At 69.4% G+C, this 13,876-nt stretch carries 12 protein-coding genes; 4 read left to right on the top strand and 8 right to left on the bottom strand.

Annotated elements, in window-relative coordinates:
• Positions 1-494: 494 nt before the first annotated feature.
• On the top strand, positions 495-3,284 hold the full coding sequence (locus ACM6LU_RS32085; protein WP_414941563.1) for a BTAD domain-containing putative transcriptional regulator: 2,790 nt from the start codon (positions 495-497) through the stop codon (positions 3,282-3,284).
• 276 nt (positions 3,285-3,560) lie between these two features.
• Here ACM6LU_RS32085 and ACM6LU_RS32090 read toward each other — a convergent pair whose 3' ends face one another.
• From ACM6LU_RS32090 to ACM6LU_RS32115, 6 genes are all read right to left on the bottom strand, one after another.
• The gene (locus ACM6LU_RS32090; RefSeq protein WP_414941564.1) at positions 3,561-4,211 is read right to left on the bottom strand and encodes a DUF4190 domain-containing protein; all 651 of its coding nucleotides are present in this window, start codon (positions 4,209-4,211) and stop codon (positions 3,561-3,563) included.
• 162 nt (positions 4,212-4,373) lie between these two features.
• The gene (locus ACM6LU_RS32095) at positions 4,374-5,258 is read right to left on the bottom strand and encodes a hypothetical protein (RefSeq protein WP_414941565.1); all 885 of its coding nucleotides are present in this window, start codon (positions 5,256-5,258) and stop codon (positions 4,374-4,376) included.
• Positions 5,255-5,731 (bottom strand): DUF6932 family protein, encoded by a 477-nt coding sequence (locus tag ACM6LU_RS32100; RefSeq protein ID WP_378242244.1) that lies wholly within the window; start codon positions 5,729-5,731, stop codon positions 5,255-5,257. The genes ACM6LU_RS32095 and ACM6LU_RS32100 overlap by 4 nt, the downstream gene beginning before the upstream one ends.
• A gap of 91 nt (positions 5,732-5,822) precedes the next feature.
• Positions 5,823-6,251, bottom strand: coding sequence for a hypothetical protein (locus tag ACM6LU_RS32105; protein WP_414941566.1), 429 nt, complete (start codon positions 6,249-6,251; stop codon positions 5,823-5,825).
• Between the two features lie 7 nt (positions 6,252-6,258).
• Positions 6,259-6,987, bottom strand: a complete 729-nt coding sequence (locus ACM6LU_RS32110) for an OmpA family protein (protein WP_414941567.1) — start codon at positions 6,985-6,987, stop codon at positions 6,259-6,261.
• 406 nt (positions 6,988-7,393) lie between these two features.
• Entirely contained in the window at positions 7,394-8,233 is an 840-nt protein-coding gene (locus tag ACM6LU_RS32115) for an SGNH/GDSL hydrolase family protein (RefSeq protein WP_414941568.1), read from the bottom strand.
• 273 nt (positions 8,234-8,506) lie between these two features.
• Between ACM6LU_RS32115 and ACM6LU_RS32120 the strand changes: the two genes are divergently transcribed.
• Positions 8,507-9,211, top strand: a complete 705-nt coding sequence (locus tag ACM6LU_RS32120; RefSeq protein ID WP_414941570.1) for a DUF3159 domain-containing protein — start codon at positions 8,507-8,509, stop codon at positions 9,209-9,211.
• Positions 9,212-9,318: 107 nt separating this feature from the next.
• Here ACM6LU_RS32120 and ACM6LU_RS32125 read toward each other — a convergent pair whose 3' ends face one another.
• Both ACM6LU_RS32125 and ACM6LU_RS32130 read right to left on the bottom strand, forming a co-directional pair.
• Positions 9,319-10,269, bottom strand: a complete 951-nt coding sequence (locus ACM6LU_RS32125) for an N-acetylglucosamine kinase (protein WP_414941571.1) — start codon at positions 10,267-10,269, stop codon at positions 9,319-9,321.
• Positions 10,266-11,309: an SIS domain-containing protein gene (locus ACM6LU_RS32130; protein WP_414941572.1), complete on the bottom strand. Its 1,044-nt coding sequence runs from the start codon at positions 11,307-11,309 to the stop codon at positions 10,266-10,268. Before ACM6LU_RS32130 ends, ACM6LU_RS32125 begins: the two co-directional genes overlap by 4 nt.
• A 140-nt stretch (positions 11,310-11,449) precedes the next feature.
• Here ACM6LU_RS32130 and ACM6LU_RS32135 point away from each other — a divergent pair, with 140 nt between their 5' ends.
• Together ACM6LU_RS32135 and ACM6LU_RS32140 are read left to right on the top strand one after the other, a co-directional pair.
• Complete coding sequence (locus ACM6LU_RS32135; protein ID WP_414941573.1) at positions 11,450-12,229, top strand: GntR family transcriptional regulator; 780 nt, start codon at positions 11,450-11,452, stop codon at positions 12,227-12,229.
• Between the two features lie 67 nt (positions 12,230-12,296).
• Entirely contained in the window at positions 12,297-13,832 is a 1,536-nt protein-coding gene (locus ACM6LU_RS32140) for an MFS transporter (protein ID WP_414941574.1), read from the top strand.
• Positions 13,833-13,876 lie beyond the last annotated feature (44 nt).

A 13,876-nucleotide genomic window follows, 5' to 3' on the forward strand; every position in this document is an offset into this window, starting at 1 on the left:
TTACGTTGTCGTCTACGTGAGCGGGCCAGTGGGCTCGCACGCGTTGGTGTTGTCGACGGACGAACGGGTTCTTCGCTCGGGGTGAGCCCACCCGGACGGACGTGGACGCCGATGTCCGGTGTGGGTCGCGCCCCCAGGCGGCCCAAATCGGACATCCCCCGGCTCCGTGCCATCAGATCGGGACTGATGGCGCGGAGCCTTTTTATTGTCGCGCGCTGACGAAGACGTTCCGCAGGGCGCGCGGGGTGAAGTCTCCCCGTCGCGCTAGACGGGTCCGCCGGTCGTCTTACCTTGGCTCGCGAGAGCGTCCGGGATTCCATCAGATGTCCCCAATGCGGCATTGGAGACGCCCAGTGTCCCCAATGTGGCATTGGTGGCGTGGGGCTCCGGCGCCCGATATACCGCCCTTTCCCTCGCGTTTTCTGGTTGGCGGCGTCTTCGCGCGGTAGGTTGGCTACTCCGGTAAGGGGAGAGATCGGGAGAGGGGGTTCGTCATGGGCGAAAGCGGTTCCCCTGCCCGTTTCCAACTCCTCGGTCCCGTCCGGCTCCTCGACGGTGAACGGCCGATCCCCGTCGGTGGTCCCGGCGTCCGCGGCCTGCTCGCACTGCTGGCCTTGAAGGTCAACAAGGTCGTCGCGCTCGACGAGATCATCGACGCGCTCTGGGGCCACGACCCGCCTGCCACGGCCCGCACGATCGTCCACGGCAACGTCTCCCACCTGCGGCGCGTGCTCCGGGAAATCCAGGGCGGCCATCCGCGCGGCGCCCGGATCCTCACCGCGCCACCCGGCTACCAGCTCACCGTCGAACCCGGCCGGATCGACGTCCACCGCGCCAGGGCACTGCTGGATCGGGCGTCCGCCGAAGATCCGGACAAGGCTTCCGAACTGCTCGCCGAGGCCCTCGCGCTCTGGCAGGGTCCCGCGCTCGCCGGCGTGCCGGGTTCGGTCCGCGCTCCAGAACTGGAGGATCTGCGGCTCGCCGTCCACGGTGCCAGGGTCGACGCGGATCTCGAACTCGGCAGGCACGCGGAACTGATCGTCGAACTCAGCCCGCTGGTCCGGGCCAACCCGCTCGCCGAGCGCACGGCGGGCCAGCTGATGCGCGCGCTCTACCACGCCGGGCGCCGTGGCGACGCGCTGGAGCTGTACCGCACGGTGTCCAGGGCGACCCTGCGCACCCTCGGCGTCGAACCCGGCGCGGATCTGCGCTGGCTGCACGAACGCGTCCTGAACGACGACCTGCCGGTCAAGGTCGTCGCGGAACCGAAGCCCGAAGCGCAGCCTGTCCAGCAGTTGCCGCCCGCGGTGCCGAACCTCGCCGGCCGCGAAGCCGATCTCGCCTGGCTCGACGAACTCGCCGAGCGGGCCGAGGCGGGCGAGACCGCGGTCGGCCTGGTCACCGGGACCGCCGGGATCGGTAAGAGCAGCCTGGTGGTGTGGTGGGCGCATCGCGCCGCCCGCCGCTTCCCCGACGGCATCCTTTTCGCCTCGCTGCGGGGTTTCGACCCACATCACCCGCCGCTGGAGCCCGCCGACCTGCTCACCCAGTTCCTGCTCGGACTCGGTGTCCCCGCCGACGGTGTCCCCGAGCAGGTCCACGAACGCATCGCCCTCTACCGCTCGATGATCGCCGGGCGCCGGATGCTGGTGATCCTCGACAACGCCCGCTCCGCCGAGCAGGTGCGGCCCCTGCTGCCGCCCGGGTCGCGGTCGATGGCCCTGGTGACCAGCCGCTCCAGGCTCGACGGGCTGGCCGTGTCCAACGCCGCCAAACTGCGTGTCCTCGGCACGCTCGCGCCCGGTGACGCCGTCCGGCTGATCGAGGAATTGGCCGGGCCCGCCGGGTTCGACCTCAACCACGCGCTCGCCCGGCTCTGCGGTTATCTCCCGCTCGCGCTGCGGATCGCGGGCGCCCGGCTCGCCGCCAGCGCGCAGTGGTCCGCGCAGGATCTGGTCGACGAACTCGGCAACGAACGGACCAGGCTGGCCGCGCTCGACGTCGAGGGCCCGGACGACGGGGTCCGCGCGGCGTTCGACGTCTCGTTCCGCGGGTTGCCTGCCGAAGTCGCGAACACGTTCCTGCGGCTCGGCGTGGTCCAGTGCGTTTCGGCCGGTTCGCATCTCACGGCCGCGATCGGCGGGATCACCGTCGCCGAGGCGCGGCGGCATCTGCGGGTGCTCGCCGCGCACAACCTGCTCGCCGAAACCGGCCGCGACACCTTCGCCCCGCACGACCTCGTTCGCCTGTTCCTGCGTGAGCTGGCGGAGAACGAACTCGACGAGGCTGATCGGGAAGACGTGCTGTGGCGCTCGGTGCGGTTCTATCAGGCCGTCGCCGACCGGGCCAGGCGGAAGATGCTGCGCATCGTCGACCCCCTCGACTTCACCGACGTCCTCACTGACGCGCAGACGCCGCCGATGAACTCCTTCGCCGAAGCGCAGGACTGGTTCGCCGCGGAGTGGGAGAACCTGGTCGAGGTCCTCGAAGCCGCCCGCGCCGGCGGGCGCCACGACGACGTCTGGCGGCTGGCGAGGGTCGCGCACACCTATCGCGCGGTGTACCCGCTGCTGGACGAATGGACCCGGCTGGTCGAGATCGGGCTGGAGGCCGCCGAGCGGTCCGGCGACGTCCTCGGCCGTTGCTGGATGCTGATCTCGCGCTGCGCCATCGCGCTCACTTTCGAGCTGCCACAGGGATGTCTCGCCGACGCCGAACGCGCGCTGGAACTCGCGAGCGCGATCGGCGACAACCGGCTGATGGTCTCGGCGAACATCCACCTCGGCTCCGCGCTGACCCTCCTGGGACGCCACGACGAGGCCATCGCGACGTTGCGGCAGGCGGTCGAGGAGACCGAGCGGACCGGTGACCTCCAACTGCGCGGGCAGGCGCTCAACAACTGCGCCGAGGCCGAAAAACGGGCCGGGCGGTTCATCGAGGCGATCGGGCACCAGGTCGCTTCGCTGGAGATCGACCGGACCCTCGGCGACGAAAGCTACGCCGTCGTCTCACTGAACAACCTGGCCGAGCTGAGCATGCGGATCGGTGAACTCGCCGCCGCCGAACGGTATGTCTGGGAGGCCGTGGACCTGACGATCAGCAGGCGGTTCGTCCTCCAGGAGGGCGTGCTGCGGTTGACCTTGGGCAGGGTGCTGCGAGCCGGGTCGGATGTGGACGGTGCCCGCGAGCAATTCGCGCTCGCGCTGAAGATCCTCTCCGACGCCAATCCCAAGCTCGCCGGGCTGGTCCGTGCGGAACTCACGGACCTCGGCGAAAGTCCGTGAGTGATCCTTAGCGGATTCTTAGTGGCCTCGCCTCTTGCGCGCGTAGGGTCCCGTTCAGTGTCGATCGAGCCCTAGGGGAGGGGCATGCGGTAGCGATCGGCGCTCGGGCGGTTCCCTTCCGGGGCCGTCTGAAGAGTCGCCAGGAGCGGCTCGTGGCGGTCCGGCCGGTGGAGGTGGGGGCGATACCGGCCGGCCGCCAGGCGGCCTCCCGCGTTTAGTCCTCTAGTTGCGGTACTTGTCCGTGCAACTACCGCAACTAGAGGACTAAACGCGAGGTCAGCCGGTGCTCGCGGTGCACAGGGCGATGGTCTGGCCCTTGCTCTCCGCCACCTTCCGGCCGTTGACCAGTATCGTGCAGGCGATCTGGTTGCTGACCGACGAGTTCCGGGTGTCCGCGGTGACGGTGAGCAGGTAGTCACCCGAGTTGAAGGACGCCGTGCCACGCCATTCGTCGGTGCTGGCCGGGGTCGTTTCGGTCCGCTGCTGGTTGAGCGAGCCGAACCGGACGGTCGCGCCGCCGGAAGCGCTGACGACGAACTCGACGGTGTTCTTGTCCGCGGCGACCGCCGGGATGCGCAGTCCCGACTCACCAGTAGCGAAGAAACTGGTGTAGACCAGTAACCCGGCAGCGGCCACCAGTCCCGCGATGGAAAGCGCGAGCCCCGCTACTCCCATTCCCTTCTTGTCCGCTTCACCCTTCTTGATTTTGGTAAGACCGATCACGGAAAGAGTTATTCCGATCACGGCGAGCGGCCACGCGGCAATCCCCGCGAGGGGGACGAAGGCGACCCCCAGTGCCGCGAGCCCGACCAGGAAACCGGCGATGACCAGGCCGTTTTTGGGCTTTCGGTGCCGGGTCCCGTGCGTGGTGAAGCCCGGGCCGTAGCGGGTGGCCGGTGGATGCGGGAGAGGTGGATCGGTCGGCATACATGCCCTTTCGGAGGCTTCCGTCCGAAGACGTTAACCCATCGTTCGGGGCAATGGCCGAAATTGTTACCTGCCGGAAAAAGTCATCATTAAACGATGATCAAGCGGTTATTGATATTTTCTGACGAGAATTGTGGCACCGCCCGAATGTCGGAAATCCGATCACTGATCGAACAGACTGACTTCGGGGGTGATCTCCAGCAGTTCGTGCACCGGGCGGCCGCGGCGGCCGTCGATGGTCGTGGTGCGCACGACGCGCAGCCGCGCGGTCACCGGCCGGTCCAGGTTCTCCTTGATCTCGTCGAGCAGATCCGGCGCGACCGCGCCCTGGATCGTGCCGCCCGATTCGCGTTCGAGATAGAAGATCCGGCGCCGGGTGCGGACGCCGTCCAGCCTGCCGCTGACCGTCTCGTAGCCGACGGCCTCCCGTGACTCACGCAGGCTCCCGGACAGGACCCGCGCCTGCTCGGTGGTCATGCTGCGGGTCAGTTCCTCGCCGGCGGTCGGGGTCAGCGCCATGCCGATCCCGGAGTGTTTGCTGACCGCGTTGACGATGTCGCTGACCGCGTTGCGGACGGTGTCGCGCTGCAGCAGCACCGCGTCCAGCGCGCCGTCGTCGGAACCGTTGGCAGGCAGGAAGTCGCACAGTTCCTTGACCGCGCGCTCGGACAGCGACTCGATGCCGTCGTGGATGAGCGCGTCGTCGAGCGCCGGTTCCGGGAAACCGAAGAAGATCGCGTTGCCCGCCTGGCCGCGCTGGATCAGCGGGGCCTTCTCCCGGTCCGCGGGCTGGACGATGGTCACCTCACCCGACGGGTTGCGGATGATGTGCCCGATCTTCGCCGTCGCGTCCTGCAGCGCGCGGCTGATGTCAGAGAAGGTGTACGCGTCGAGATGCGACTCGCCGATCACGGATACGCGAAGCAGCGGCGAACGGGACGTCCGCTCGAACTTCGCGTACGCGGCCATCGCCGACGCGCGGGCGAGGTCGTCGAGCCAGGTGCCGCCGGGGATCTCGTCGGCGATGCGCCGGAATTCGTTTTTCACCAGATCACTTCCGGAATCCCCCTGCCACCCGATGCCCACACTTCCTCCCAGATCTCCTCGTCGCCGGGGCGGCAAAGGAAGCCGTCGAGCATGCCGCCCACGGGCTGGACCTGGTCGAGGTACATGGCGGGCTGCCCGACGATGACCCCGCGCAGCGTCAGCAGTCCGTACAGCGCCGAGCGGCCCGTGTCGTCGAGCCGTTTGAGCGCACCCCATTCGTCCGGGATCAGCACCACGTCGAGCCCGAGAGGCGCGTGCGGGGTCCTGGCGGTCAGGGCGCCGCCGATCCACGCGCGGCCGGTCGGCATGATCCGCCGGGCCACCCCCAGGTAGCTGTTCAGCGCGCTGAACAGGATCTCACGATCGTTCTGATGCGGTGCGTCGAAGACCAGCCGCTCGTAGACATCGGCCAGATCGGCGGGATGGCGGCCCGGAGGCAGCAAGTTGTGCGGCGTCCAATAGGGGAGCGCCAATCGGAGCCTCCTTCGTGTGCCGGGGCTCCCGATCGAAGAAACGTACCCGGCGTCACGCTCACAGTGCGTAGCCGAATTTACCAGGCGGGTGTCAGCCGCCCTGCCCCGGCCGGTGCTCCGGCACCCGCCTGGCGGGCGGCCAGTCCTCGTCACTCGGCCAGACCGGCTCGGGTTCGTGGCCGTGGGTGCCGTTCCGGCCCGCCGGTTCCGGCTCCTCCGGGGGGTAGACCGGTCGCACCGGTTCCGGCGTCAGCTGGCCCTCGCGGTGGCCTTCCGCCTCCTGGTCGAACAGTTCGTCGTCGTCCTGGATCCGCGCGGGCGGGAGGAACTGCGTCTGCTCGGCGGACAGCAACTCGGGCACGGGCTCCGGCTCCGGCTCGACATGGGCCGGGGCGGCGCGCTCCGGTTCGGGGGCCGTTTGCTCTTGCCGTTCGCCACGCGTCAGCAGCCAGGTGACACCGCAGCCGAGGGCGAAGGAGATGAGCAGCCAGAGCCAGATCTGCCCGAAGAGCCAGAGCATTCAGCCATCACCTCTGTTCTGCCGTGATGTCGACGCGGCGGCCCTCGCCACTCGCACCGCCGGAGTTCTCGCGTTCGGTGGAGTACGCCTGGTCGCGCTCGACCCCGTTGCGCTCCAGCAGCCGTTCCACCGTCTTCGCCCGGTTGAGCGAAAGCTTCTTGTCCGAACCGGTCGCCACCTGCCCGGTGATCCGGAACCGCAGTTCACGCGGAGCCTCCGTGAGCAGCTTCGCGATCTCCAGCGCGCCGCGCTCGCCGTCCGCCGTGAGTTCGGTGTTGTCCGGTTCGAACGTGATCGGCGTGGCTGTGAGCAGACGGTCGATCTCGGCCTGGAAACCGGCCTTGTCCGTCGGCTTGGCCGAAGTCGGCGGCGGGCTGGGCGGCGGGCTCGGCGGCGGGCTCGGCGGAGCGGGGCTCGACGGCTCGCCGCTGGTCGTCACCGGTCCGGCAGGCGGGGCGGTGTCGCCGGAGATCTCGACCGTGCGCACCCCGTCGACCCGCTGGATGGCGTCCATCGCCTGCACGGCCTTGTTCGGCGCGAAACCGGTGAGGTTCGCGTCGCGGCCGGAGAAGCTCACCTGACCGCCGGATACACCGACGTCGGCCAGCGCGTTTTTCGCGCGCGCCGTCAGCTCGGCCTCGATGTCATCTGAGGCCGACCATACGGAAATCGCCGTCAAAGCGAGCGTGACCAGCAGCGCTGTAGGCAGCAAGCGGCTCCAGCGTGTACCGGGCATGAAGGAACTGTAAGCCGCGTCCGGCCGGTTAGCGACCCGGCTTTCACACCGTCCGGCCCGACGTCAGGGGACCGTTGGGACGAATCCGCGGGTGTTTTCCGGTGCGCTGTCGATCGTCTTCGGCCAGTGGTGCGTGTCCCTGGCCTGCGACGTCGGGGGCGAGGTGCCCAGTCGGCGCGCCGGACCCGTGCCGCTTCCAGCGTGGGGTCACCGGCGGGTCGGGACACAACCCTCTTGAGTGACATCGCTCGGTCTCATCGGAGCGCGCGGTGGTCGCTTGAGTGTGTCGCGCCAGGGGCAGCCGGAGAGCGGGTCGCCGCGACGCGAAGGGGACTTTCCCCGCATGCCATGCGGGGAAAGTCCCCTTCAGCCCCCGTCAGGATGCGCAAGGCTCAGTGCTCCGGAGTCAGCTCGCGTGGTGGTGGATCTCCCGCAGCGTTTCGGCCGGGATGGCGACGCCCGCCGACTCGATCTGCTCCAGCGGGAGCAACGGCGCGAGTTCGGGGCGCTTCGGCGACAGGCCGTCGCCCATGGACTCACCCCTGAGCTGACGCCGGATCCATGGCAGCAGGTGCGCCTTCGTCCATTCGAGGTCCGAGCGGCGCGACGTGATCCAGGTGCTCGGCTGCTCGGACGCCGGCCACGGCTCGCGCCAGTCGTCGGCGACCGGGACGCCGACCACCTCGGCCGCGCGCAACGCGATCCGCCGGTGGGCCTCGGGGGTGAAGTGCAGCCGGTCGCCGCTCCAGGCGCGGCGGTCGTGCAGCGGGGCCATCGCCCACAAGTCGACCAACTTCGCGCCGTGGCGGTCGGCGATCGCCCACAGATGCGCGTTGTAGATGCCGACCTTGCCGCGCAGGACGTGCATCACGGACAGGTACTTGGTGTCCGGCCCGTTGAAGATGAGCACCGGGATCCCGGCCTCGCGCAGCTTGGCGACCCCCGCCTCCAGCCGCGCGGCGACGGCGTCCACGTCCGCGCCGGGCACGATGATGTCGTTGCCGCCCGCGCACAGCGTGACCAGGTCGGGTTTCACCTCGAGGGCGATCGGCAACTGCTCTTCGAGGATCTCGTCGAGCGTCTTCCCGCGGAGGGCGAGGTTCGCGTACTGGAAATCGGGCCTGCCTTCGGCCAGGATCTCCGCGAGCCTGTCCGCCCAGCCCCTGAAGGTGCCGTCCGGCAGATCATCGTTGAGTCCTTCGGTGAAGCTGTCACCGATCGCCACGTAGCTGTCGAAGCCGTACACGTTGGGTCCCCTTCCGTCCGTGTGCCCCCGGTGGGTACTTGTACACCACAACGAACAGCTGAGAGCGCCCCTGCCATCCCACCCGAGCGAAACCCGTGGTTCAGTCCGTTGACACAGTCTCTTATTTTGTCGGACTTCCCTGCATCTCCATTACTGGGACGTACACTCCTGGGCTGCGGAGATTCCCCTCAAGTGGACGTAAAACGGACACGTGATGTGGCGAACGTCTCCCCGCCCGGGTGTTCGGGCTCATGGATCCGGCAGGCTGTAAGGGTGACCTATCGACCCCCGCGCGAGTCGCTCGCCCAGATCCTCGGCGGGCGGCGTGGCGCCATCGACGCGAGTGCCCCGCCCGCGGCCTTCGTCATCGGCTGGCTGATCGCGGGCCAGTCGATCGCCTGGGGCGCCGGGGTGGCCATCGGGGTGGCGGTGCTGCTCGGCGCGTACCGGGTCGCGCGCGGTGACAAGGCGCGCGCGGTCGTGGTGAGCCTCGCCGCGGTGATCGCCGCCGCGCTGATCGCCCTGCACACCGGCCGCGCCGAGGACTTCTTCCTCATCCAGCTGCTGTCCAATGTGGCCAGCGCGCTGCTGTGGGCGGCCAGCATCGTGATCCGGTGGCCGTTGCTCGGCGTCGTCGTCGGGCTCGTCATCGGGCAGAAGACCCGCTGGCGCCACGATCCCGCGCTGCTGCGCGCGTATTCGCGGGCGAGCTGGGTGTGGGTCTTCCTGCAGTACACGCTGCGAGTCGTCGTTTACGGCTCGTTGTGGTGGAGCGGGCAGGTGGTCGCGCTCGGCATCGCGCGGACGGTCCTGTCCTGGCCGCTGGTCGCGGTGACGGTCGCGGTGAGCGGCTGGGTGCTTTACCGCACACTGCCGCCGGAACATCCCGGTCTGCGGGTCGCGGAAGGCGACGCGGGCGCTGACGCGGCTGGCGAGAACCCCTCCGGCTCCGAGCCCGACGGGCTACCCAGGACATAAGGCGGCCCCCGGCGAGGGGGGAGGGTCCGGGGGCCGGGTCCTACGGTACCCGGAGTTCGGGCCCGGAGTCGATGGTTTGGTCTTTTGGGGCTCTTTTTTGGTGTTTTTCACGGGTGCGCCGGCCGCGGCGCACCTTCCCCGTACGCGTCGACGGCGGCGAGCCACGCGGCGCCGAGTACGCCGTCGGTGCTGGTCAGGACCTCGAGCCCGGCGAGTGCGGCGCGGACTTTCGCGCCGACCGGGCCGTTCGGCGACAACACACTGCCCACGAGGACGACCGGCGTGTTCTCGCCGGGATCCCGCGCGGTCATGAGGTTCGTCACCAACAGGGCGGCCGCGCGGGTGGTGATGTCGTCCGCCGCCGGGTCGCCGTCGCGGTCGGCCTCGCTGACGAACGGGGCGAACCTGGCGAGCCGGATCGGCGCTTCGGCGTTGACGCTCGTGATGAGCGCGCGCCACAGCGCGGCCCGGTCGCCCGCCGGGTCCACTGCGGACGGTCCAAGCGCTTCGGTGAGCACGGCGCCCGCGAGCGGGCCGGGTTCACCACCGAGACCCAAAGTATCCAAAGTGGAGCGAACGGCCTCGCGGCCGAGCCAGTAGGCCGAGCCTTCGTCGCCGAGCAACCAGCCGTAACCGCCGGCGGTGGAGATCATCCGCCTGCCGCGGACCCGTCCGGCGATCGACCCGGTGCCTGCCACGAGTACCGAACCGTCCGGCGCGGAAGTGGCCGACGCGTAGGCGACTTCGGAGTCGGGGACCGTCCGCACAGGACTGATTCCCGCGTTCTTCCACGCGGTTTCGAAGATTTCCGCGATCGTCGGATCACTCAGTTTGCTGACGCCCGCCATGCCGACGACACACGCCGCCGTCGCGGCCGGGTCCGACCTTCCCAGCGCATCGGTGATCGCGCTCGTGATCCGCGCCGCGGCTTCGGCAGGCGGATGGGAGTTGGGATTCGCCCCGCCCGCGCGCCCGGAGCCGAGGACGGCGCCGGAGGCGTTGACGACGATCGCTCGCGTCGACGTGCCCCCGGCGTCCACCCCTATGACATGACTCACCGGGTCTTGGTCACCTTGAGCAGCCCGCGGGGGCTGTCCGGGTCACCGCCGCGCGCCAGTGAAAGGCCGAGCGCGATCCGCTGGATGGGCAGGATCTCCAGGATCGGGGCGACCTCTTCGGCCGAAGGGGCGACACCGATCCGCAGGGCCGCGGGAACGTCGGCCGAAGCGGAACCGACCGCAAGCACGTCCGCGCCGCGCTTGCCGACGGCCTCGAGGACCTCCTGCATCGCGCCCACTCCGTGTCCCTGGCTCGTCACGGCGAGCACCGCTGTCTCGCCGTCGACAGCGGCGACCGGACCGTGCAACAGGTCCGCGCCGCTGTACGCGCGGGCCGCGAGGTAACTGGTTTCGGCCAGCTTCAGGGAACCTTCCAGCGCCGAGGCGTAGGAGTAGCCGCGGCCGGTGGTGAGCACCCGGTCGACGAACCGGTAGCGGTCCACCGCGCGCTGTACGTTTTCTTCGGCGCCTTCGAGGGTCTGCCGCGCGAGTTCGCCCAGCTTCTCCGCGTCCTCGCCCTTGCCGCCGCGGACCGCGTCGATCAGCAGGTAAAGGGAGAGCAAGGTGGCCGAGTACGTCTTCGTGGCGGCCACGGCCTTTTCCAGCCCCGCGCCGATGTCGACACCGAGTTCGGCGGCGGCACGCAGCGGCGACTCCGGGGTGTTGGTGACCGAGACGGTCAGCGCTCCCTGGCGACGCGCGGTTTCGGTGACCTCGATGAGATCCGGGGAACCACCGCTTTGGCTTACTGTGATGAAGAGAACGTCCCGCAGATCGGGACGGGCGCCGTACAACGTCGCGGTGGAGGGCGAGACGAGACCGCAGGGGAGACCGAGGAGTACTTCGATCAGGTACTTCGCATACAGGGCGGCGTGGTCGCTGGAGCCGCGGGCGGCGAGCAGTGCGAACCTGGGCGGGCGCTTGGAGATGGCTTCGGCCACCTCGGCGATTTCGGCCTGTCGCTCCACGATTCCTGCCAGAATGGCGGGTTGCTGGGAGATCTCCGCGGCCATGTGCTCGCCGGGGCGCTGTTCGGTCATCTCGTTCCCTTCCACCGGGACGTACTTCGTCCCCCGAGTAGGTCTAGACCAATGCTAGCCCGAATGGACGTTTGTGGTGAAGGGTACGTTTCCTAGCGGGGCAGGTGCGCGTTTGAGTGGGAAGGCTTAGGGAGTCGGTCATGCTGGAGACAACCACCGCGGGTGAGGCGGGCACTACGGCAGGGATGCGCGGGCAGCGCGAACCCAAGTACTGGGCGCTGAAACAGCATCTGCTCGATCTGCTCGACGCGTTGCCGCCGGGTTCGCCGATTCCGACGGAACGGGCACTGGCGGGGGAATTCACCGTTTCGCGCACCACGGTCCGGCAGGCGCTCGCCGACCTGACCGCCGAGGGCAGGCTCCACCGCGTACAGGGCAAGGGCACTTTCGCCGCCGAGCCGAAACTCGCGCAGCGCCTGCAGTTGTCGTCCTACACCGAGGACATGCGCAAGCAGGGCCTCAAGCCGTCGTCGAAGCTCCTGGAGATCGACGAACTGCCGGTGGAGGCCGATCTGGCGAAACTGCTCGGAATCCGGGTCGGCGCGAAGATCCTTCGCCTTCGCCGTCTCCGGCTGGCCGATTCGCAGCCGATGGCGCTGGAGACCACACATCTCCCGCTCGGCCGGTTCCGCGGTTTGCGCAAACACGTTTCCGCAGGTGGTTCGCTGTACGCCGTACTGAGGGAGTACTACGGCGTGGAGCTGGAAAGGGCCGAGGAAACGATCGAGACAGCGCTTGCCGGGCCACACGAGGCGGAGATGCTGGGCGCCGATGTCGGAATGCCGATGTTGCTCCTTTCGCGGCATTCTTTCGCCACCGACGGAAAACCGGTCGAGTTCGCCCGAGCGATCTACCGGGGCGATCGTTACAAGTTCGTCACGACGCTACTGCCTGACGAGTCAGGTATTTCCGGGAAATGACCCATTCCCGGAAAACGCCGGGAATTCCGCGGTGGCCCGGTGTCCCCGGTCATGATTCAGTCGTCCCATGACTGACACGGCGGCGGGCATCCGCTGGGGGACGCCGGTGGCGCGCGGCGTGCTCGCGACCACCATCGTGGGTTCGGGCATGGCGATGCTCGACGGGACGATCATCAACGTCGCCCTGCCGAGGATCGGCGAAGAACTCGAAGCGTCCGTCGCGGGCCTGCAATGGATCCTCGACGGCTATCTGCTCGCGCTCGCCGCGCTGATCCTCGTCGCCGGTTCGCTCGGCGACCGCTACGGACGCCGCCGGATGTTCATCGTCGGCGTCGTCTGGTTCGGGATCGCGTCCGGGCTGTGTGCCGCCGCGACGACGACCGAGCTGCTCGTCGCGACCCGGATCCTCCAGGGGATCGGGGGAGCTTTGCTCACGCCCGGCTCGCTCGCGATCCTGCAGGCGTCCTTCGCCCACGACGACCGGGCCCGCGCGATCGGCGCGTGGTCCGGGCTCGGCGGGATCGCGGCGGCGATCGGCCCGTTGCTCGGCGGCGTGCTGGTGCAGGTGTGGTCGTGGCGGCTGGCGTTCCTGATCAACCTGCCGCTGGCCGCCGTCTGCGTCCTGCTCGCCAAGCGCTACGTGCCCGAGTCCCGCGACGAGGAGGCGACCGGGCATCCGGACTTCACCGCGGCCGCCGTCGGCGCGATCGGGCTCGCCGGGCTGACCGGCGCGCTGGTCGAGGCGCCCGGACGCGGCATCGGGGACATCGTCGTCCTGGTCTCCATCGTCCTCGGCGTCGCGGGGCTGGGGGCGTTCCTGGTGATCCAGCACCGCTCCGCCGACCCGCTGGTGCCGCCGAAACTATTCCGCGACCGGACGTTCAGCCTCGCCAACGCGCTCACCTTCGTCGTCTACGCCGCGCTCGGCGGCGTGATGATGCTGATGGTCATGCAGTTGCAGGTGTCGCTCGGCTATTCGCCGACCGAGGCGGGGCTCGCCGGGCTGCCGATCACCGTCATCATGCTGGTGTTCTCGGGCCGGTCGGGTGCGCTGGCGCAGCGGATCGGCCCGCGGGCGCAACTGGTCGCCGGCCCGATCCTGGTCGGCGTCGGGATGCTCCTGCTGATGCGTGTCGGGCCGGGGTCGACGTACCTCGGCTCGGTGCTGCCCGCCGTAGTCGTGTTCGGTGCCGGGCTGGCGACGGTCGTCGCGCCGGTGACCGCGACCGTGCTCGCCGCCGCGCCGGACCGCTACGCCGGGGTGGCGTCCGGCGTCAACAACGCCATCGCGCGGTCCGGCGGGCTGCTCGCGATCGCCGTGCTGCCCGCCGTGGCCGGACTGTCCGGTGCCGCCTACACCGATCCGGTGGCGCTGACCTCGGGCTGGCGGACGGCGTTGCTGGTGTGCGCGGCGCTGGCGATCGGGGGTGGGCTGATCGCGCTCGGCATCCACAACGGTGTGCTCGACACGCCTTCCAATGACGACCCCGACGACCCCGACGACCCCGCGGACACCGACGAATCGCCCCACCCGGGTGAGTGTCTCCACTGCGGGGTCGACGCGCCGCCGACGCACGTCCGTCCCACCGGCCACCCGACCTGAGTGCCGCGACCGGACGGACGTCACGCGTGATGTCCACCCCATCA

It is taken from the genome of Amycolatopsis sp. cmx-11-51, from assembly GCF_047608665.1.
Classification (GTDB): domain Bacteria; phylum Actinomycetota; class Actinomycetes; order Mycobacteriales; family Pseudonocardiaceae; genus Amycolatopsis.